Source organism: Apibacter sp. ESL0404, assembly GCF_019469245.1.
Lineage (GTDB): Bacteria > Bacteroidota > Bacteroidia > Flavobacteriales > Weeksellaceae > Apibacter.
On sequence record NZ_CP048267.1, the window covers coordinates 1,755,749 to 1,777,094 of the forward strand.

Genomic DNA, 21,346 nt, shown 5'->3' on the forward strand with positions numbered 1-21,346 from the left:
TATAAACTATTAATTTTTAGAATGTTAAACATCAAAATTAAAATTTAAAAATATTGTTTTTAAGAAATAAATATAGCTTACTAACTAATATTTAATATTATATTTGTTTTTAAATTATTAATCATATTTAATGAATAACCTGTTTATTAAAGAGCTTACTTCTCGTTATAATTATAAGGGAGAAAAAATAATGCTTGGAAAAGCTTTGTTAGATGGCCAAATAGTACCGGAAGTTGAAATATCGGTTCCTTTAAAAATGATAAACAGACACGGTTTAATTGCGGGTGCTACAGGTACCGGAAAAACCAAAACTCTTCAGGTATTGGCTGAGCAACTTTCCCTTAAAGGTGTTCCAACCTTATTAATGGATATCAAAGGTGATTTAAGTGGAATTGCAAAAGCCGGTGATCCTAATAACCCCAAAATACTGGAACGTTATAAAAAATTAGGTTTATCTTACCAAACACAAGGATTTCCGGTGGAATTATTAACTATTTCACAAGAAAAGGGAGTCAGACTCAGAGCTACGATTACTGAATTTGGACCTATATTATTAAGTAAAATCCTTGAACTTAATGATGTTCAAACCAGTATCATGTCAATACTTTTTAAATATTGCGATGACAAAAAACTTCCCTTACTTGATCTTGACGATTTGCGAAAAGTTTTACAATTTGTAACTGACAATGATCAAGGTAAATCGGAATTGGCTCAAAATTATGGTTCAATTGCTCCCAGCTCTTTAGGTTCAATTTTAAGAAAAATTGTTTCTTTGGAACAACAAGGCGCCGGTCGTTTTTTTGGAGAACCCAGCTTTAATACAGACGATTTATTGGAAGTTAGAAACGGGTTGGGAGTTGTGAGTATTATTCGTTTAACAGATATTCAAAATCAACCCCAATTTTTTTCAACTTTTATGTTGAGCTTATTGTCTGAAATATATCAGACCTTTCCTGAGGTAGGTGATCTTGACAAACCTAAACTTGCCATTTTTATAGACGAGGCCCATCTTATATTTAATGAGGCTTCTAAAGCTTTACTTAATCAGATTGAAACTATGGTTAAGCTTATACGTTCCAAAGGGATTGGATTATATTTCTGTACCCAGGTTCCGGGAGATGTTCCCGAAGGTGTTTTAAGTCAGTTAGGATTAAAGATACAACATGCATTGCGAGGCTTTACCGCAAAGGACAAAAAAGAGATAAACAAAGCGGTTGAAAATTATCCTACTTCTACCTATTATAAGGCTAATGATCTGATACAACAATTAGGTATAGGAGAAGCATTTGTAACTTCATTAGATGAAAAAGGAATCCCTACACCTTTGGCAGATACATTCATGATCTCACCGAGTTCTCGTATGGATGTACTTACTTCCGATGAAATTGATGAGATTGTAAATAATTCAGACTTGGTTAAAAAATATGCGGAAGATATTAATAAAGAAAGTGCTTATGAAATTCTTAGTGAAAGAATGAATGCTGTTTCTGATAATAAAAATTCTACAACTACAGGAACTCAAACGAACAAAGAAGGAAACACAACTACTCAAAAATCCGAACCCTCTTTATTTGAAAAAATAATGAATTCACCATTTGTTAGAGATATTGGAAGAACATTTGTACGAGAAGGTTCAAAAATGTTTTTCGGAGCTTTAGGCGTTAAAAAAAATACAAGAAGAAAAAACTAATTTTTGACGAGTATAGATATTTTTATATGGACTATGCAATTTTAGATGTGGAAACCAGCGGTGGTAAATTTAATGAAGAAAGTTTAATTGAAATCGCCATATATAGATTCGATGGAGAAAAAATTACAGATTCTTTTAGCTCTTTAGTTAACCCTGAAAAGGAAATACATTTTTATGTTCAAAAGCTCACGGGCATTACGCAAAAAATGGTAAAAACTTCACACAAATTTTATGAATTAGCAAAGCGAATTGTTGAAATCACGGATGATGCCATTCTTGTTGGACATAATATTAGTTTCGATTATCGTGTAATACGCAGTGAATTCTCTCGTTTAGGATATGATTATCAACGACCCACCCTGGATACTATCACATTAAGCCGAAATCTAATTCCGGGTATGACCTCCTATTCTTTAGGTAAACTTTGTGATTCGCTGGGAATTCCTGTAAGTGATAGACATAGAGCTCATGGAGATGCTCGCGCTACCGTTAAATTATTTCAGCTTTTATTAGCTAAAGATTTGCATAAAAATATTATTGGATCATCCATAAAGCATAGCAACTACCAATCTTTAAATAAAAAAATACTTTCTTTTTTAGAAAAGCTTCCCCTTGAAACCGGAGTTTTTTATTTTCATGATGAAAATGACAAAATTATATACATCGATAAAGGTTTAGATATTTCTACTAAAGCCAGACAGATTTTAACTTCAAAAAGTAAAAGGTCAAGAATTTTACAAGTTAAAACCAAAGAAATCAGTTTTGAGCTTACCGGAAATGAAATTATTGCAAACATAAAGGCTTTAAATGAAATTAAAATTAATCGCCCCCTTTATAAGCCTACTAAAGAAAATTATACTACTATATTCGGTATTTTCTTTACGCCACCCACCTTAAGCATTGATTTTATCAATTTTAAAAATAAAAAACACGCTTTATTCGCTTTTGAAACCTTGGATAAAGCTGAAGATGCATTACTTTTTTTACAAAAAAAAATAGACAGTGGTGTAAATATACTTTCAGAAATAAATTTTCAAGAAGATACGTATATTTTATTAACAGATAAGGGAAGAACATTCGGTGAAAAATCTTTTTTGTTTTTTGAAAACGGTCATTTTAAAGGATACGGTTTTTATTCTCTGCACACACAAATAAAAAATGTAGAACAAATAAAAAAAATTATGGTACCATCCACCATAAATGCTGAAATTTTACTTCAAATACGTAATAAATTTTTCATTTTAAATAAGTTACAAAAATTTGTTATTTCAGAACCCAACCTTTTCAGTTAAATTCAATTTAAAAATCATTTTAAAAAGAGTATATCATTCTATTTTTCTATAAGGTGTGTATTACGAATTAATTAATTATTTTATAATATAATCAGTTCTTATTATGAGAAAAAGAAATTTTTTACCAATAGATTCTTATTTTTGTAATTATATATACTAAAAAAAGATGAAAGGGATACTTTTGGTCAATCTGGGATCACCAAAAACTGCATCAGAACAAGATGTTCGAGTTTATTTGCGTGAGTTCCTAATGGACAAACGGGTAATTGATGCGCCGTGGTTAATTCGTAAATTCATTGTGGAATGCATGATCTTACCTAAAAGACCTAAAGAATCTGCTCATGCCTATCAAAATATTTGGTGGAAGGAAGGCTCTCCTTTAGTTGTAATTTCAAAAAGAATTACTCAACTATTGCAAAAAAAGTTAAAATATCCCATTGCCTTAGCGATGAGATATCAAGAACCCTCCATTCAAAATGGTCTGCTCGAATTAAAAAATCAAGGAGTTTCAGAAGTTTTGGTTATTCCATTATACCCTCAATATGCAATGAGCACAACTGAAACTGTAGTAGAAAAGACTAAAGAAATTCAAAAAAAGTATTACCCGGATATATCAATAAGCTTTCTACCTCCTTTTTATAATGATGAAGAATATTTAGAGGTTTTAAGCAATTCTATAAAAAAACAGCTGCCCGAATCCTACGATTTGATTTTATTCAGTTATCACGGTCTTCCTGAACGTCATATTTACAAAACCGATCCGACTAAGCAATGTCGAATTGACGATACTTGTTGTTTTGAAAAAGGATTGGCATCTCATCCCTACTGCTACCGACATCAATGCTATTACGTTACCGAAAAAGTTCGCCAAAAATTAGGTTTAGATACATCTAAAATCAGGCAAACTTTTCAATCCAGATTAGGCAGAGATCCCTGGCTAAAACCTTATACTGATAAAACTTTGGAATCTCTTCCTTCTGAAGGGGTATCTAAAATAGCGGTTGTGGCACCTGCTTTTGTATCCGATTGTCTTGAAACTTTGGAAGAACTTGCGATAACGGACAAAAAATTATTTATGGATTGCGGTGGCAAAGAATTTCATTATATAAAATGCCTGAATGAAGATGAGAATTGGATTAATTGGTTACAAGAAAAAATTAACAGTTTTTTATATCAATCTTAATCAATGGTTTATCCAATAGAAAATTTAAATTATAAAATTCTTTACTACTTTTGTTTTAATATTCAATTGTTTTGAAAAGGTTAATTAAGAATATATTACTTCAGATATCCAAAGTATCTTTTCCCGTTCTATATGGTATCTCAACATTTTTATATTTTATCATTTATTATATCATTGGTTATAGAAAAAAAATTGTCAGAAATAATCTCTTAATTGCTTTTCCTGATAAAACCAAGGAAGAAAGATTGAAAATTCAAAAACAGTTTTACAGAAATTTTATGGATTTTATGGTTGAACTGATTAAAACATTTTCGATGAAGGAAGAAGATTATGATGAGAGAATCAAATTTGTAAATTTGGAAGTTTCGCAACAATGCCATAAAGAAAAAAAAGATATTATTATGCTTATCGGACATATGTTCAATTGGGAGTGGTTAACAGGAATTTCCATGGATTTAAGTCAGAAGCATTCGTATGCCGTATATAAAAAAGTGGCAAATAATTTTTTTGATCAGGAAGTACATGAATCTCGCGCCAGATTTGGAACTATTCCTCTTTCGGTTAAAGAGGTGGTAAGATCCATGATTAAATTGCCTAATGACGGTTCTCATGTATTTTTGTTTGTTGCGGATCAAAGCCCCTTTAAAAGTAGAATTCATTATGAATTAAATTTTTTTAATCGAATAACTCCCGCTTTTAATGGATATGATAAAATTGCTCGAAAAAAAGATTATGCGATTGTGTATGTTGATATGGTTAAGGTGAAAAGAGGAAAATATGAAGCTCATTTGAAACGTATTCTTCCTGATGGCGACCAATTCAGGGAAAACGAAATTGTCGAAAAATTTTACTCTGAATTAGAACAAAATATAAAATCCAATCCAAGTCTTTGGCTTTGGTCTCATAAAAGATGGAAATACACAAGCGGAATAGATTATCAACTTTAGCAATTGCTATACTTAACTATAATGGAATTGGCTGGTTTGAGAAATTTTTACAAAAGGTAATCGATTACAGTCCGGGCTCATCCATATATGTAATTGATAATGCCTCAACGGATGATTCTATATATTATTTGCAAAAAAATTTTCCGTCGGTAAAAATCATACAAAACAATAAAAATTATGGTTATGCGGGTGGATATAATGAAGGTTTAAAATTTATTTCGGAAGATATTTATTGTTTATTAAATTCTGATGTGCAAGTTACTGAAAACTGGACAGTACCCATTTTAAAATTATTTCAAGACAATTCGAATATTTCAGCTATTCAGCCTAAAATTAGAAGTTACAAGGAAAAAGATTATTTTGAATTTGCAGGAGCTGCAGGTGGTTTTATAGATAATTTAGGTTATCTGTTTTGTCGCGGAAGAGTTTTTTTCAGTCTGGAAAAAGATACGGGACAATATAATGACAACTGCGAAATATTTTGGGCAACCGGAGCTTGTTTATTTATAAGAAGGGAGGATTTTTGGGAAAATGAAGGATTCGATTCCGATTTTTTTGCTCATATGGAAGAGATTGATCTTTGCTGGAGATTAAAAAATAAAGGTAAAATTATTTATTATTGTTCTGAGTCTACGGTATATCATGTGGGTGGTGGCACTTTGGATGTTTACAAGCCTGAAAAGACTTATCTTAATTTCAGGAATAATCTTTTGATGCTTATTAAGAATTTACCGTCCGATCAAGTGGTATGGATTATTTTATTCCGGTTGTTATTAGATGGATTGGCAGGAATTAGATTTCTTTTTTCAAATGGTTGGAAACATTGTTGGGCCATCGTTCGGGCTCATTTTGCTGTTTATCGAATGTTGCCTAAATTTTTAAAAAAACGTAAAGCCGGAATTAAAAATTATTATAACAAAAAATACATTATATTTCAATACTTTGTTGAAAAAAGGAATACGTACACGCGCTTAAAATAAATTCTTATTAATTTATTTAGCTATCTACTTTTTTATAACTTTACAAACTGTTTATATTTATAAAACTATGGAATTAGCAAGAATACAACAACTTGAAAATTTAGCCAAAGAATTTGGCACTCCTCTTTATGTTTATGATGCCGATATAATTAAAAATCAATATAACAGGCTAGTTAAAGCATTTAAAAGCGTTAAAAAAGTCAAGTTAAATTATGCGTGTAAAGCTAATACCAATCTTAATATTTTAAAATTCATTAAAAGCATTGGTTCCGGATTGGACACTGTATCCATACAAGAAGTTCAGTTGGGTTTAAGAGCCGGATTCGAACCAAAAGAAATTATTTACACTCCCAACGGGGTTTCTTTTCAAGAGATTAAACAAGCCGTTCAGTTAGGCGTTCGTATCAATATTGATAATCTTTCAATTTTAGAAACTTTTGGTCATGAAATAAAAAATTATCCTGTTTGCATTCGAATTAATCCTCACATTATGGCAGGTGGCAACACTAAAATTTCAACCGGCCATATTGATTCTAAATTTGGGATTTCCATTCATCAGCTTCCTCATGTTTTGCGAATCGTAAATAATACGGCAATCAAAGTGGAGGGAGTACACATGCACACAGGTTCCGATATACTTGATGTGGAAGTTTTTCTTAAAGGAGCTGAAATACTTTTTAATGTTGCTAAGGAATTTCATGATCTAGATTATATTGATTTTGGCAGCGGATTTAAAGTTGCTTATAAGGAAGGAGATCATGAAACCGATATTAATTATTTGGGAAAAAAATTGGGAGAGCGTTTTAATGAGTTTCAAAAAACATATCCTCATGAATTGACCCTTATGTTTGAGCCGGGTAAATTTTTAGTTAGTCAATCCGGATTTTTTATTGTTTCAGTAAATGTCATCAAGCAAACTACTTCAACTGTTTTTGCTGAAGTTGACAGCGGGTTTAATCATTTGATACGCCCTATGTTTTATAATGCTCACCATACCATTACTAATCTTTCCAATCCTGAAGGAAGACACCGATTCTATACTGTGGTAGGCTATATTTGTGAAACTGATACTTTTGGAACGAATCGAAAGATAAGCGAAATACACGAAGGTGATTTGCTTTGTTTCCAAAATGCAGGGGCTTATTGTTTCTCCATGTCCTCCAATTATAACTCAAGATTGAAACCTGCTGAGGTTTTATTAATAAACGGTAAACCTCACTTAATCAGACGAAGAGAAAATTTAGACGATTTATTAACTACTACGGAGGAAATTTCTATTTAAAAAATTTGGAAAAAGAAAAAAGGTTTGTATATTTGCAACCGTTAAAAATAACCTACCTATAAGGTAGCCGGAGAGATGGCAGAGTGGTCGATTGCGGCGGTCTTGAAAACCGTTGACTGTAACAGGTCCGGGGGTTCGAATCCCTCTCTCTCCGCAAAAATGAATCGTAATAATTTAGATAATAGATTATTACGATTTTTTTTGTAATAAGCAACATATAGATGTATATTTCATAAATTTTAAAAAATTATCTTTTAAACCTATTAAATTATTAGTAACTAATAAAAATTCTTACGTATAATAAATAACTCTGCTTGATTTCTATTGTATATTATGTATCTTATATCTTTAGTCATATCTAACTAAATATAACCTTGCAATTGGAATAAGTTAATATACAAATTCAAAAAAATTATTTTTATTAAATATCTTTTAACTTCTTATACTTTTCTTAATTCAGCTACAAAGATTATCTGAGATATAATAACTAATACATAGAGTAAACGACCTAAATCACGTAATATCCATTTTAATCATCAAACAATATTTTCCTTACTTAAATTACTAATCACTTCTAGATATTTTTTAGAATATTTACAAAGCGTTTATCTTTATCATAATTCTATAAAGCAAAAACCATATAAAAAAAATTTTTCAAGTCATGGCAATACCTTTATATTATATAATTCAACCAATAAATTTTAGGTTTTTTTATCGGATTTTAATTATTTTTGCTAATATACTTTTGTTATTGATCTAGATACAGCACCTTAAAAAGTACATCATCAAGGGTGAAATATAAAAAAATTAGAATATATGCTTATATATAAATAAGAATCTCTAGCTTTAAATTAGGTATTAAAATAGCAACAGTATATTAAAGAAAATTTCTAAAATTTTCAAAGTTATGGCTAAAGCTTTCATGTAAGAAAATGAGTAATAAACTACTCATAATTTTATAAAATTTTTAAAGATAAATCAACAATAAATGAAATAATTGATTACAATTCAATTCCTAATGCAATAGATAAAACTGTTGAAATATACTTTGAAAAGACGATTTTTATAAACAAAAGCTAAAAGATAAAAATATTGTAATTAAAAAATTATCTGTGTAAAAACAACAAATTTCATTTTTTTAAATATATGTGGTTTAAAAAAAAATTACCTACATCAATTAGTATTCCAGACTTATATAAATTAACGGCTAATGTTGGAAGTTATTCTTCGACTATTAATTTATTTTTACAGTATGAAAATGCTGTCGATATATTAATAAATCATACTTTTAGTGAAAAGTTTAAAATTGATGCTATTGCGTTTCCTTTAGTTTACTTAATGAGACATTCAATTGAATTAGGTTTAAAGGAAAATATAAAATACCTTGAAAGATATAGTAACTTACCAAGAACTAATATTAAAACACATAATTTAGATAAATTATTTAAAGAATTTAAAAATCATTATGATAAAGTAGAATCTGAAAATAATTTTGATGATTTAACAAAAAATGATTTCAATAAGTCTTTTAAAGATTTAGAATATCTTATACAAAATTTAGGTAAAAGTGATAGTTCTTTTAGATATATATACGAAACTAAAAATAACAGAATTTTCGATTATTCGAATAAAATAAATATTTACTATTTAAAAAATATATATGATGTTTCAATTCTTTTATTAACTCATACTCAAGATCTTATTTCTCCATATACAGATTATATTGATTATCTAAATTTTGATTATACTATTAAAAATAAGAGTTTAGGGTTTGTTCTAAAATGTGTAGATATTGAACAAAAAAAACATTTCATTGAAATGTTAAATAAAAAATATCAATTGATAAAGAAAAATATTTGGTTCGATAAAGAAAAAAAATATTTCTTACATTTAAAATTCACTAATGAAAAATGCTATCTAATACCAATGAAATCCTAAATTTTAAATATTTTAAAACATGTTTTTTATCCCATAAGAAAAATTTTTTTGTCAATATACTTACTAAAATTTTTAATTAATATAATCTTTTCAACTTGAAATTTTTTATTTTATATCATTTAAATTCATATTGTAATATTTATAAAATTTGTTATTTGTTTACTGACCTTTTGTTAATAAATAATTAACCATTTCATATAAATATATTGTTTTAAGAATTAAATCATATTTTAAATTTATAATAACATTAAATAAAATTTTCCCCATATGTATTTTATTATTAATTAAACTTATGTTAATATAAAGAATAATCTAAATAATCATTATAATTTATAAAATATTATATGGCCCTTTCTTAATAATCAGTTCTTTTTCAATTGATTGAAAATTTTGGATCATAAATTAATTTAATATAAAAAATTAAAATAATGTCTAAAATAAATATTTATAAGAGATTATTTAATTAACAGTTTATAGAGTCTATAAAATTAAATTTTACAATAATTTAATTTTATAGTTTCATCTACTACAATATCAGTTTATTTACGAAGTATCTAAGAGATTAATAAATATTTATATTTCTCTGCTTCTTAGCTTATTATTTATTAATAATACTGTTCCCCTATTTAAATGTGTAATGTAAGTACAACCCATATTTATATAAGTTTCTATTTAAAATATTAAATACTTTTAAATATTCTTGATTTTACTGAATTTTATTTTTGATTTTTATATACTATATAAAACGGAAACTTAAAAAACTATAATGTTTTACATGGTTTCAAACAATTTATTTTCTCGACTGAGAATTAATTCCGTTGGTTTGAGCTGTTTCTATAGCCCAAGCAATTGCATTTGCGGTAAAAATTGAATTATATATAGTATGAATAGGTCCTCCTATATTAACATTTCCATAATTAGGCTTGGGTATTGGATAATAAGGATATGTATAATCGTTAATTGTAACTTTATCTATTAACATAGGATATTTATAAGAACTTGCATCATTTCCATTCATTTTATTAGGATAATTAGTAAGTGACGAATTAAATCCTCCATCTCCAACAAAGATTAAATTATATTTTTTATGTTTAAATGCAGAAATTCTTCCATCTTCAGTTCCTGAAAATATTTCAAGATCTTCTTTAGGCAATGATTCTAAAACTGCTGTTTGACTAGTATCATCTCCCCATTTTTTTCCTCGTATGTCTCCAAAAGGACCATTTAAAACAGAACTATCCGCATCTGTAAAATCCCATACAATACCATTTCCTTTTTGATCAGTATATAATGAGCCTTTGATCGGTAAATCAGGATATAAAGCTTTAAAAAAACGTTCTACACGACTTTGATCTTCTATAAAAAGAAGCACAATCCCTTTTCTTTTAAGATACTCTACATAAATTGGAGCTGATTTAAGCGTGATTTCAGATGTTTGCCCGGTAATAAGTATATCCGGTGGATTATCCCCCAGCAACAAATTTTCTAACTCTGTTTCTTTGGGAGAATCTAATATATTTTTATTATCAATCCATCCTTTAAATTTAACTATACTGTTTGGTGAAGGACCAAAATTTTCGGAACTGTTTACCATTAAAGATAAATTACCACCATATGGACCGGTTGACAAAGCATTATATACTCCCGCACCGGTAGCATATAATTTCACATAATCATAATAATAAGTCATGGGTACCGATGCTGAACAACTGGTTGATAATTCACTGTTAGAATATATAGTTAACTCTTTGGGTGAATAACCTTCCGGAATTCCATATCCTTGCAGCTTTACCGTTTGAGTTATTATATTATTATTGTTCTGCTGATCTCCTTCTAATGTTAAATTTTCAGTCTTAAAACCAATACCATCAACAATATTTGTATATAAAGATAATGGAGCTCCAATGTTGATCGGATTAAAACTTATGGTTACTTCAATATAATTATTTGGCGATAATTGAGATCCACTTGTATAAGATCCCTTTACGGATATAGAAGAACAATCTAAATTATATGCGGATTTCATTACCCGCTGTTTTACAACGACATTAAATTTACATGAATTACCTTCATTTATTTCCTGAGTTGTTAAAGTAAATTCATCTCCTGAATTATTTTCAGGGGTAAAATCTATAGGAGTACCATATCCAGGAATTTCAATTGTGTAAGTTCCTGTAGAAAGAAATTCTCCTGATTTAGAAAAAAAATACCTGTTATCCGGAGAAGAAACAGCATTAATTGTATAGGGCCCCGGTTTAGTAACATGTACCGTTACAGCGATTTTATTTTCCGAGGTAAGAGTTTCATCATTAACATAATTTCCTAACACTTTAATAGTGGAACAATCAATGCTGAAATCAGCATTTATCTTATTACCGCAAATACTTTTCCATCTCGCTTCGATCTTATTCCAGTAATTAAAGCAGTTTTCAGTAGTATTAAATATCAACAAACCATTTTTGCTAACAGCAGTATCAATTGAATCTCTTTGTTTCTGACTTAGTCTTGGTATTAAAATTCCCTTGTTATTTTTGGGGGAAGAGATATCTAACATCGTTTGGGGATCTGGAAATTCATTTCCAATTCCTACTTGCGCATTAAGTGTGTAAATAAATAGTAAGAAAATAATCAAATAGTTGAGTTTGCTCATAATCAAATTTTAGTAGTTATAGTATTATTATTAATTGGATTTTTTAAAATTATAAAATTTTTAACAATTAATTAGCCTTTTATACATAAAATTTTAAAGATTTTTTAAAATACTTACATAAAAGTAATAAATTAATAATTACGTTCGTAAATTTTTTATCCTTTACTTCTTGATTGTTAAAACGTTAAATATTTAAATAAGATCTATAAAAGAATTAGTGTAATTAAAATTTACACTGAACAAACATGTGTAATTAAAAAACAATAGACCTATTATCGGTTATTTAAAATTGATGAATTTTTTTTCTGCATCTACCTATATATTTTTAGACAGAAAATTTTAAAACTTACCATCTATTGATTTCAATTTGCAGAATATATTGTGTTTTTTTAAATATTATATGATTTAATATAAAAAATTCTAATTCAAATTTAGTATACATTATACTAAACCCAGATAAACTGCTACTAAATTTAAAATAGTTTGTATTTTTTATATCAAATAAATAGGATATTTTTAAATAGATGGTAGAACAATAATTTATTTTTCCATTAAGAAATTACAAATTTTATCAAATGTAAAGGTAAAACATTCATCAACTTCATCTGAGATTTCTTTTCCACAAGGAAATGGGTCTTCGTGAATATATGTATAAGGATAATCCATTAATTCAATTTTTACCGGAATATCTCTTGCCGTTCCTTGTAATGTATTCATAATTTCGTAGGAAGGGATCACTTCATCTTTAGCCAAAGTGATTACATAAAACTGATCGCTGATTTTTCTAAATGTTTCTTCCCTTTCTTTAATTAGGTTTTTATAACAAAGCATACTCCTGAAATTAGGCCCCTCCGGTTCAGTATACATATAGTGTCGAAGAATCTCGTCTCTTTTCATATGACTTTCCATATGTTCAACAATAAAGGAATATAACCCAACTCCGGCTTCACTATCCAAAATAAATTTGGAGACGGGTGTTAATCGGTTAAATACGGCACCTCCACAAAAAATGGCACATTTGGTATCTGAAAAATAACCGTTTCTGTTACTCATTTTTAAAACTTCAGCTAAAAAAGCACCAATGGAATAGGCAAAAAAGTCAATTTTAGCATCTTTATCAATTGCCGGATGTAGATCTTCTTTAATATCTTCAACAAAATCTATAACATCGTAATAGGATTGTAAACCCGACCAAATAAACCGTTGAGGTTTATTATTTATACGTGTACTTATTGCTACATTTGAAAGGCTGGAACATATAAGTATGGGAATTCTTTTTTTTCGTTCCTCACTTACCCGATACATTTCTCTGGAATTACTCCACAACAAGGGAGCCCTATTCATATGAAATGCCATTGGAAATAAAACAATAGCTTTTCCGGTTTTTTCTGCTAAATAGGTTGCCCAGGGTAAATACTTACTCCAATACTTTTCATTAAACCCATGAAATAGAATAATTATTTCTTTTGCCTTTTTTTCTTTTTTAGGCATTATTATATGATAACGAAACTCAATATTCTCGGATATATCTGCATCTTTTTTATTAAGCATCTTTTGTATGACATCCGGATCAAGATCGTTAATTGGATTACTTAAGAACTCATAATCATCATTATTACCTAAACCACCTGGAAGTATAAATCGATAATTTGATTTAAATGAAAAGTTTCTAATAACCAAATTCTCGTCTATTTCAATTTCATCCGCTGTATAATTTTCAATTTTCTTTAAATAATTAAACAAGTCTAAATATTTCATTTATATGTTAAAATTTGTAGTTAGGTATTGACTCACAAATAATTATACTATTATTAGGTATTTTAGGCTACAATTATAATAATTTTTCTGAATATATATAGGATATAAACCCATATTTTTTCGGAATAATAAAGATAATTTAATCTTATTATTAAAAAAAATATTCGCAGATGATTCAATATTTTCTTAAAAACAAAAAATACATTATAAATATAAATTTAATTAATTAGTTAAATTATAATCATTTTTTTTGAATTAATTTTACAAATAATTAGCAATGGCATAAAATTTGATGTTAAATTATCCTTAATAATATGTTAATATATGCGTTCTTTTAATAAAACTCAGCTAAATAAATTAAAAAATAACTTATTAGAAGACTATATTTGCAAAAATTTTAATAATTAAATATTTTAAAATGTTTATAAATTCTAAAGGATGTTATATACCTACTAGGAGAGTTACTAATAGTTATTTTGCAAAACTTAATGATTTATCAGAAGATTGGTATTTTAAAAGGACCGGGATTTTAACCCGAGCCAGAGCTTCAGAAGAAGAAACTATAGACTACATGAGCATTAAAGCCGTTGAGGATGCTGTTAAAAATTTGCCCTACGACATTAGTGAAGTGGATTTAATTGTATTTGCTTCTTATACACCCAATGATACGGTGGGAACTACAGCTCATATTGTTCAAAAAGAGTTTAACATCAACAATGCCAAAGCTTTTTATATATCTTCTGCTTGTTCTTCTGCCATCAATGGTATGGAAATTATTAATTCTTTTTTTAAAAGCAAAATATCTTCAAAAGCATTATTAATAAGTGCTGATAGAAATTCCAGCTATTCCGATGACAAAGACATTCAATCCGGACATTTATGGGGAGATGCTGCCGTTGCTCTATTTTTTTCTTCAGAACCTATGCGTCCAAATGAAGCTGAAGTTTTAGATATTAATACGCTTGGTCTTGGTAATATAGGCTATGGACCTAAAGCGGTTACTATGGAGCCTAAAAATGGTTTACATATGCCTTATGGTAAAGATGTATTTACTCAAGCGTGTATATATTTAACAAAGCTAACAGATGCTATAATCAAGAAAAATGGTTATACGATATCTGATCTAACTTATTTTATCGGTCATCAAGCAAATAAAAGAATTTTAAATAATGTTTGTCATGAATTAGGATTAGCTGAAAGTAAATCGCTAACAAATGTAGAAGAATTAGGCAATACAGGGTGTGCAAGTGCCCCTTTAGTTTTTGCTCAGAATTATGATATTTTTAAAAAAGGTGATCTTGTATGTCTTTCTGTTTTTGGAGGTGGCTATTCTTGCGGCACATGCTTAATTAAATTTAATTAAAAAAACTAACTGATATTAATTTTTAAGTTCTTACCATTTCAAATTTCATTGCTATAAGAATCAAAAAATTTTAATATCTTGTTTATTCAGAATGTAACGATATACATTCTTAAAGTTGTATTTTGCTAATTTTCAACTATACAAATTGTAAACTATTGTATAGCAGGGTATTGTTTTTTATAATTTTAAAGTTTTGCTCTTTATTAATAAATAGCTCTATGAATTCTAGTAAGAAATAATTTTAAAACACATATCTATAAACATAATGTAGTGTATAAATCCGTTTCAGTAATTGATTGAAATCAAGCTTAAAGATTTACAAATCTTATAGAGATCTTTTTATAGAATTTAAATAATCATCTTTTGTTAGTTACTTCATAAGTAAGATTAACTAATTATCTGTATATTTTTATAAAAAACATTAGCAATTATATGTGTATTTTCAATTAAATAGTATACTAATATTGATAAATTTTAAACAATATCTTTATTGGACGATAATGCAAATATTTATTTTTAATAAAATTCTATGAAGCTAGTATAAATATTAATTTTTACTGTTTGGATTTTTCAAATGCCTCACAAATTACTTGATGAATTAAAGGCATATACTCAGCCATATGAGAAATGGCATGTATATCATCCAATTCCAACACTTTTAAAGACTCACCAAATACTTTTTTATAATATTCCGGATAAAGAACCTCATCATTTTTAGAGATAATAAGATGTATATTTTTGTTTAAAATATTTTCAGAAGTAGCCGAAAATATTTTTTCTTTCATTTCGGGAGGAATTCGTTTTTGATCTTTAATTTGTTCCGAAGAGAAAACAGGATTAGTCATAACATAATGAATATCTTTGAAGAAATTTACCAAATTCCAAGTAAGATTTGCCCCCATACTGTCTGCCATAATAATTTTATCCCCTTTATCTTCCTCGAAAATTTTTGCTTTTTCTTCTAAAAATTTAGGAATGTCCATAAATTCATTCCATTCCCAATATATAAGGCTAAATTCTTTACTATTGCGATAAAAATTTTGTAAGCAATTGAATTTTTTTCCTGAAGTTTGATATCCGTGAAGAAAATATATTTTTTTCATTTGTAAATTTAGCTTGCCTAGTAGCTATTTAGATAATTATATTTATATAGGCCTATGCAATATCAATTGCGAACTTAATAATCTTATAAACTTCTCTGTTAGTTCATTATAAATTTCATTAAGCTTTTACCCTATTTTAAAATTGACATCTGTAAACCTAATCAAATTTATTAAATTTGTCAATAATATAAAATTAAAAATTATATTATTACATTTATCGTAACTGAAACAGAAATTATTTAAAAAGAACTCATTGTATAAGAAGTTATTTAGTCAGACATTAATATATGGATTAAGCAATGTTTTAGTCCGAGTATTTCCATTTATCCTTACTCCAATGTTAGTGCGAGCTTTCGGTCCGTCTAAATATTCAATATATGCTGATTTTTATTCAGCCGCGGGTATACTTTCTGTTTTACTTACCCACGGAATGGAAACTACTTTCTTTCGTTTTTTTCAAAAATTTAAAGACCACGAAAAAAGACAAAATGCAGTTTATTTTACTTCATTTACCTCTGTTTGTATTGTTTCTCTTTTATTCTTAGTGTTTGGCATACTTGCCAGACACCCGTTAGCCTCAGCATTTAAACACCCTGATGAGGTAATTTTTTTAGTATGGTTTCTATTTATTCTTGCTGCTGATGCTATTTCTGCTGTTCCTTTTGCTAAGCTCAGAATTCAAAACAGATCCTTATATTTTGCTTCTTTAAAAATACTGAATTCAGTAACCATGTTCTTTTCCACAATTATATTAATATTTTGGATTCCTAAACAAATTGAAAATGGTGGAATTGGCACTGTTTTTTTTAGTAAGATTTACAATTTTGATTACGGTATAGGTTATGCTTTTGCTGCAAACTTATTTGCAAGTATTATTACATTCCTTGCTTTAATTCCTACCATGCTTGATGGCAAATATGCTTTTGAATTTTCTTTATGGAAAAAGATGTTAAAATATGCTTGGCCAATTACCATTGCCGGTCTAGCCGGAATTATTAATGAAACAATGGATCGACAATTTATTAAATATCTCCTTCCGGAAGGCATAGCCGAAGTTCAAATGGGTATTTACAGCGCTGTATACAAAATTGCTACTTTTATAACGTTGTTTAAGACTGCTTACCTGTTGGGGGTTGAGCCTTTCTTTTTTTCTCATGCTGACGACAAAAATTCAGGAAAAACGTATGCTACTTTAATGAAGTATTATGCTATATTTAGTGCCTTCATTTTATTATTCTTAGTAGCCAACTTAGATTGGATCGGTCGTCTTTATATTAGAAACACCGACTACTGGAGCGGCTTCCAGGTTGTGCCTGTTTTATTAATAGGGTCTACATTTCTGGGAATATATCTCAATTTATCCATTTGGTATAAATTATCTGACAATACTCATTATGGTGCTATTATATCAGGAATTGGCGCATTCATAACTGTTATTTTAAATTTTATTGGATTGAAATATACGGATCTTGGCTATTGGGCGTGTGCGATTGCAACTTTTGTGTCATACTTAACCATGATGCTTATATCCTATTTTTGGGGCCAAAAAGAGTATCCTATACCCTACAATTATCGAAAACTGATTTTTTATATAGGCGGAAGTTCATTGTTAAGCTTTATTGCCTATTATTGCAGCAATCGCATGGCTGTGAGAATTGGGGTTGGTAATATTTTATTTTTTATTTTCTTATACCTTACTTTAAAAATTGAATATAAGGATGTACAAATTTTTAGAAAAAAACTTGTACAACTGAAAAAACGCAAAAAGAACTAATTTCAGTAGTTTTACTACATTCAAATTTTTTATTTTTTAGTAAAATAGTTACAATTATTATCAAATACTCATCTTTCTATAGCCCTATTATCTCATATATACTAGCGAACAACCTTAATTGTTTATGATACATTTTTAAAAGGCATACAATTTTAAATTTAAAAATTAATTTTTTTTATTTTATATCATTATGATTAATAATTAAAATTTTATAAAATAAATTTATAATTTATATTTATTGTATAGCCGCTTATTCAACGTACAATAACCATAGAATAATTAAATAAATATATTTATTTATTCTATTAATTATAATAATTAAATATATAAATAAATATTTATTGTAGCATATTAAAATAAATTTACTATATTTGCATTAATATTTATTTTATCTTATAATTATAATTTTGAGCATTCACAGATAGATATTCTTTCTATGCTGTGAAAACAAATAAAGCGGTCATAGTATGGCCGCTTTAAATTTTTAAAAAGTTAAATGCTGTGCTCAATTGTAATAAATCATGCATATTATAATAAAATCTAATCAAAATTAAATTTCCTTACCAGGTCATCATTGGTAACAGTTAAATGCTTTCTTTGCATTAGCAGCCTTACTTGATCATTATTTGGAAATCCTAAGGTAGTTAATACTAAATATTTTTTTCTTATTTTAAGAATCCATTCAGCAATTGAACTTATATCATTATTAAATTTACTCGAGATCATTTATTTTGAATTACTTTTTATTTACTATCTTTATTGTATAACAAATAAAATTAGCATGGTACTATCAAGACAAAGTTTATTTCGCAAAATAGATAATTCGCCATTGATTGTATTCCGTATACTATTTGGATTTTTGCTATTGGCAGAAACTTGGGGAGCAATTTTAACAGGTTGGGTAAACATCAATTTAATTACTCCTAAAGTCTTTTTTCCGTTTATAGGTTTTACTTGGTTACACCCTCTACCGGGATATGGTATGTATCTATATTTTATTTGTTTAGGTATATTGGGACTTTTGGTTATGATGGGTTATAGATATCGTTTAAGTCTTTTATGCTTTACTATATTGTGGACGGCTCAATATTTAATGCAAAAAACAGCCTATAATAATCATTATTATTTTTTAATTCTAATATGTATTATTATGCTCTTTTTACCTGCGAATGCTTATTATTCTTTGGACTCAAGAAGAAATAAAAATATAAGATCTTTGACCATGCCTCAATGGTGCTCATTCGTTTTATTATTTCAAATATCCATTTTATATTTTTTTGCATGTATTGCTAAACTTTATCCTGATTGGTTAGATGGAACTTTTACGCGTTTATTATATTCCAATAAAACTAATATCCCTTTAATCGGTCAATTTTTCACCCAAAAATGGTTTTATATTTCTATAGCTTATCTTGGAATTATATTTGACGGATTGGTTGTTCCTTTAATGCTTTGGAAAAAAACCCGAACGTTAGCCTTAGTTGCCTGTTTAATTTTTCATCTTGCTAATTCGTTTATTCTAAACGTAGGAATTTTCCCCTATTTTGCCTTAAGCTTTACCGTTTTTTTCTATCCTCCGGAAACCATCCGTAAAATATTTTTCAAAAAGCACCCAAAACTTTCTTTCGAAGAAAATAAATATGATTACTCTAATAAAAAAACGGTGTATTTTCTCTTAGTAATTTATTTCACTATTCAACTGATTTTACCTATACGTCATTATTTCATTAAAGGAAATGTATTTTGGACTGAAGAGGGGCATCGGTTAAGTTGGAGAATGATGCTGAGACAGCGTAATGGGTCAACACATTTTACTGTTATTGATAAAAAAACTAAAAAAATTCTGCCGTTTCGTATGCAGGATATATTTACTGATAAACAAATACTTAGAATCAATTGTTACCCTGACTTTATATGGCAAGCGGCTCAATATATAAAAGAGGATTTCAAATTGCGTCATAAAGATGTAGAAATTTATGCCGATACTCAAGTATCCGTGAATGCTCATCCCTATAAGAGGTTTATTGACCCAAAAATTGATTTAGCAGATGTAAGCTGGGATTATTTTAAACATTCCGATTGGATTTTTTTATATGATGATTACAGAAAATAGATTTTTTATTAAATTTAACAGATTAGTAATAAATTAAATTGATGCTGCTACTTGTATTGTTTAATATTGTAAGAATAAATTAAATCATATCATTACTTTTTTTGAGATACTATAATCCCAAAAACACCCATTATTATGAGGAGAATACCAACTAACATTATTGAGGAAAAGGGTTCTGAAAACACTACTACTCCTATAATAACAGCGGTAATGGGCTCAAATGCACCTAAAACTGAGGTAAGAGTAGATCCTATTCTTCTAACTGCCTCAACTAAAGTTATAATTGATACTATGGTGGGAATTAAAGCTAATAATGTTATATTTAGAACACATGAAGTATCTTTTACCGGAAACCATTGAAAAGAACCGGTCAATAAACAGAATATAAGAAGATAAACCACTCCAATAACTTGAATATAAAAGGTATATCTAAGCACTGGCATATCTTTTACCGTTGATTTAACGGATAATACCAGGAAAAATGCATAAAATATTGCTGCTGAAAGAGCAAACACAATTCCTTTGAAATTGATGTGACCTATTCCCTCCCCCAAAGATAAAAGGGCAACACCAACAACAGCCAATAGTATTGATATAAAACCTTTAACGGAAATTTTTTCACGAAAAAAGATTCCCATAATGATGGTAACAAAAACAGGATATAAAAAATGGACGGTAGTGGTAACTCCTCCTCCTAAATACGTATAGGATAGAAAGAAAAAGAGTGAACAAGTATTACAAAGTAAACTTAGAACTGTTAATGCTTTAAATTCTTTCAAGGAAACTGAAAAATGTACTTTTTTTATTTTCATCAGTATTGCAACAGCAATACATGCTAATAAAAATCGATAAAACAACACAGTATCAAAATTCAATCCTTTTTTCATTAAAGGAATGCTAAATAAAGGAATTAATCCATAGGTCATGGATGAAATGATTGCGCTCAATGATCCTTTAAAAAAGGATCCTTTTCCATATTTTCCAACCAGTGCTTTTGACTTTCTTGGTAAGCGTAATAATATATACCTTGCTGCCCTCATTTTTAGTGCAAAATTTGCTGCAAATGTATTTCTTATATTTCACAAAAAAAACTAGATTATTTAAAAATTGATCTTAAGTTCATTAAATTATCAATTTTAAGTTAATAATCATGCTTACAACTAATTATTCAAAAAAAATACAGATATAATCTTGATATTTCAAAATGATTTAAATTTTTCACTAATCAAAATCAACTTATCATTTACTTTTCTAATCCAATAATTCACTTTTA

Annotated in this window: 15 protein-coding genes and 1 tRNA gene; 11 read left to right on the plus strand and 5 right to left on the minus strand. The window is 28.2% G+C overall.

The annotated features are described in order from the left end of the window. Window positions 1-130: 130 nt before the first annotated feature. From GYM72_RS07495 to GYM72_RS07530, 8 genes are all read left to right on the plus strand, one after another. Window positions 131-1,690 carry a helicase HerA-like domain-containing protein gene (locus GYM72_RS07495; protein ID WP_220263963.1) on the plus strand — a complete coding sequence of 520 codons (1,560 nt, stop codon included), beginning with the start codon at window positions 131-133 and terminating at the stop codon, window positions 1,688-1,690. Between the two features lie 26 nt (window positions 1,691-1,716). Continuing rightward, window positions 1,717-2,982, plus strand: a complete 1,266-nt coding sequence (locus GYM72_RS07500) for an exonuclease domain-containing protein (protein ID WP_160564313.1) — start codon at window positions 1,717-1,719, stop codon at window positions 2,980-2,982. A 166-nt stretch (window positions 2,983-3,148) separates the two neighbouring features. Then, entirely contained in the window at window positions 3,149-4,165 is a 1,017-nt protein-coding gene (gene hemH, locus GYM72_RS07505) for a ferrochelatase (protein WP_220263964.1), read from the plus strand. 71 nt (window positions 4,166-4,236) lie between these two features. Next, on the plus strand, window positions 4,237-5,112 hold the full coding sequence (locus GYM72_RS07510; protein ID WP_220263965.1) for a lysophospholipid acyltransferase family protein: 876 nt from the start codon (window positions 4,237-4,239) through the stop codon (window positions 5,110-5,112). Next, window positions 5,076-6,092: a glycosyltransferase family 2 protein gene (locus tag GYM72_RS07515; RefSeq protein WP_220263966.1), complete on the plus strand. Its 1,017-nt coding sequence runs from the start codon at window positions 5,076-5,078 to the stop codon at window positions 6,090-6,092. Before GYM72_RS07510 ends, GYM72_RS07515 begins: the two co-directional genes overlap by 37 nt. 67 nt (window positions 6,093-6,159) lie before the next feature. Next, entirely contained in the window at window positions 6,160-7,374 is a 1,215-nt protein-coding gene (gene lysA / locus GYM72_RS07520) for a diaminopimelate decarboxylase (protein ID WP_220263967.1), read from the plus strand. Window positions 7,375-7,443: 69 nt separating this feature from the next. Continuing rightward, window positions 7,444-7,528 (plus strand) — tRNA-Ser (locus GYM72_RS07525). Between the two features lie 992 nt (window positions 7,529-8,520). Further along, a complete protein-coding gene (locus tag GYM72_RS07530; RefSeq protein WP_220263968.1) occupies window positions 8,521-9,312 on the plus strand; it encodes a hypothetical protein in 792 nt (263 codons plus the stop codon). Window positions 9,313-10,102: 790 nt separating this feature from the next. Here the strand turns inward: GYM72_RS07530 and GYM72_RS07535 are convergent. Then, window positions 10,103-11,962, minus strand: a complete 1,860-nt coding sequence (locus GYM72_RS07535; protein WP_220263969.1) for a hypothetical protein — start codon at window positions 11,960-11,962, stop codon at window positions 10,103-10,105. Window positions 11,963-12,502: 540 nt separating this feature from the next. Then, the gene (locus tag GYM72_RS07540; protein ID WP_160569104.1) at window positions 12,503-13,720 is read right to left on the minus strand and encodes a DUF6051 family protein; all 1,218 of its coding nucleotides are present in this window, start codon (window positions 13,718-13,720) and stop codon (window positions 12,503-12,505) included. 418 nt (window positions 13,721-14,138) lie between these two features. Between GYM72_RS07540 and GYM72_RS07545 the strand changes: the two genes are divergently transcribed. Further along, the gene (locus GYM72_RS07545; protein WP_220263970.1) at window positions 14,139-15,083 is read left to right on the plus strand and encodes a 3-oxoacyl-ACP synthase III family protein; all 945 of its coding nucleotides are present in this window, start codon (window positions 14,139-14,141) and stop codon (window positions 15,081-15,083) included. Between the two features lie 554 nt (window positions 15,084-15,637). On the opposite strand, the gene GYM72_RS07550 is transcribed toward GYM72_RS07545, so the two are convergent. Then, window positions 15,638-16,186 (minus strand): hypothetical protein, encoded by a 549-nt coding sequence (locus tag GYM72_RS07550; RefSeq protein WP_220263971.1) that lies wholly within the window; start codon window positions 16,184-16,186, stop codon window positions 15,638-15,640. 253 nt (window positions 16,187-16,439) lie between these two features. Here GYM72_RS07550 and GYM72_RS07555 point away from each other — a divergent pair, with 253 nt between their 5' ends. After that, window positions 16,440-17,960 (plus strand): lipopolysaccharide biosynthesis protein, encoded by a 1,521-nt coding sequence (locus GYM72_RS07555; RefSeq protein ID WP_220263972.1) that lies wholly within the window; start codon window positions 16,440-16,442, stop codon window positions 17,958-17,960. 540 nt (window positions 17,961-18,500) lie between these two features. On the opposite strand, the gene GYM72_RS07560 is transcribed toward GYM72_RS07555, so the two are convergent. After that, window positions 18,501-18,686: a hypothetical protein gene (locus tag GYM72_RS07560; RefSeq protein WP_220263973.1), complete on the minus strand. Its 186-nt coding sequence runs from the start codon at window positions 18,684-18,686 to the stop codon at window positions 18,501-18,503. 55 nt (window positions 18,687-18,741) lie between these two features. On the opposite strand from GYM72_RS07560, the gene GYM72_RS07565 reads away from it, so the two are divergent. After that, window positions 18,742-20,073 (plus strand): HTTM domain-containing protein, encoded by a 1,332-nt coding sequence (locus GYM72_RS07565; RefSeq protein WP_220263974.1) that lies wholly within the window; start codon window positions 18,742-18,744, stop codon window positions 20,071-20,073. Window positions 20,074-20,165: 92 nt separating this feature from the next. On the opposite strand, the gene GYM72_RS07570 is transcribed toward GYM72_RS07565, so the two are convergent. Next, window positions 20,166-21,113: a DMT family transporter gene (locus tag GYM72_RS07570; protein ID WP_220263975.1), complete on the minus strand. Its 948-nt coding sequence runs from the start codon at window positions 21,111-21,113 to the stop codon at window positions 20,166-20,168. Window positions 21,114-21,346 lie beyond the last annotated feature (233 nt).

Excerpts from the sequence above, each read along its gene's own strand:
- GYM72_RS07495 (WP_220263963.1), top strand. The coding sequence starts at position 131 with ATGAATAACCTGTTTATTAAAGAGCTTACTTCTCGTTATAATTATAAG.
- GYM72_RS07500 (WP_160564313.1), top strand. The coding sequence starts at position 1,717 with ATGGACTATGCAATTTTAGATGTGGAAACCAGCGGTGGTAAATTTAAT.
- hemH (WP_220263964.1), top strand. The coding sequence starts at position 3,149 with ATGAAAGGGATACTTTTGGTCAATCTGGGATCACCAAAAACTGCATCA.
- GYM72_RS07515 (WP_220263966.1), top strand. The coding sequence starts at position 5,076 with ATGGAAATACACAAGCGGAATAGATTATCAACTTTAGCAATTGCTATA.
- lysA (WP_220263967.1), top strand. The coding sequence starts at position 6,160 with ATGGAATTAGCAAGAATACAACAACTTGAAAATTTAGCCAAAGAATTT.
- GYM72_RS07530 (WP_220263968.1), top strand. The coding sequence starts at position 8,521 with ATGTGGTTTAAAAAAAAATTACCTACATCAATTAGTATTCCAGACTTA.
- GYM72_RS07535 (WP_220263969.1), bottom strand. The coding sequence starts at position 11,962 with ATGAGCAAACTCAACTATTTGATTATTTTCTTACTATTTATTTACACA.
- GYM72_RS07540 (WP_160569104.1), bottom strand. The coding sequence starts at position 13,720 with ATGAAATATTTAGACTTGTTTAATTATTTAAAGAAAATTGAAAATTAT.
- GYM72_RS07545 (WP_220263970.1), top strand. The coding sequence starts at position 14,139 with ATGTTTATAAATTCTAAAGGATGTTATATACCTACTAGGAGAGTTACT.
- GYM72_RS07550 (WP_220263971.1), bottom strand. The coding sequence starts at position 16,186 with ATGAAAAAAATATATTTTCTTCACGGATATCAAACTTCAGGAAAAAAA.
- GYM72_RS07560 (WP_220263973.1), bottom strand. The coding sequence starts at position 18,686 with ATGATCTCGAGTAAATTTAATAATGATATAAGTTCAATTGCTGAATGG.
- GYM72_RS07565 (WP_220263974.1), top strand. The coding sequence starts at position 18,742 with ATGGTACTATCAAGACAAAGTTTATTTCGCAAAATAGATAATTCGCCA.
- GYM72_RS07570 (WP_220263975.1), bottom strand. The coding sequence starts at position 21,113 with ATGAGGGCAGCAAGGTATATATTATTACGCTTACCAAGAAAGTCAAAA.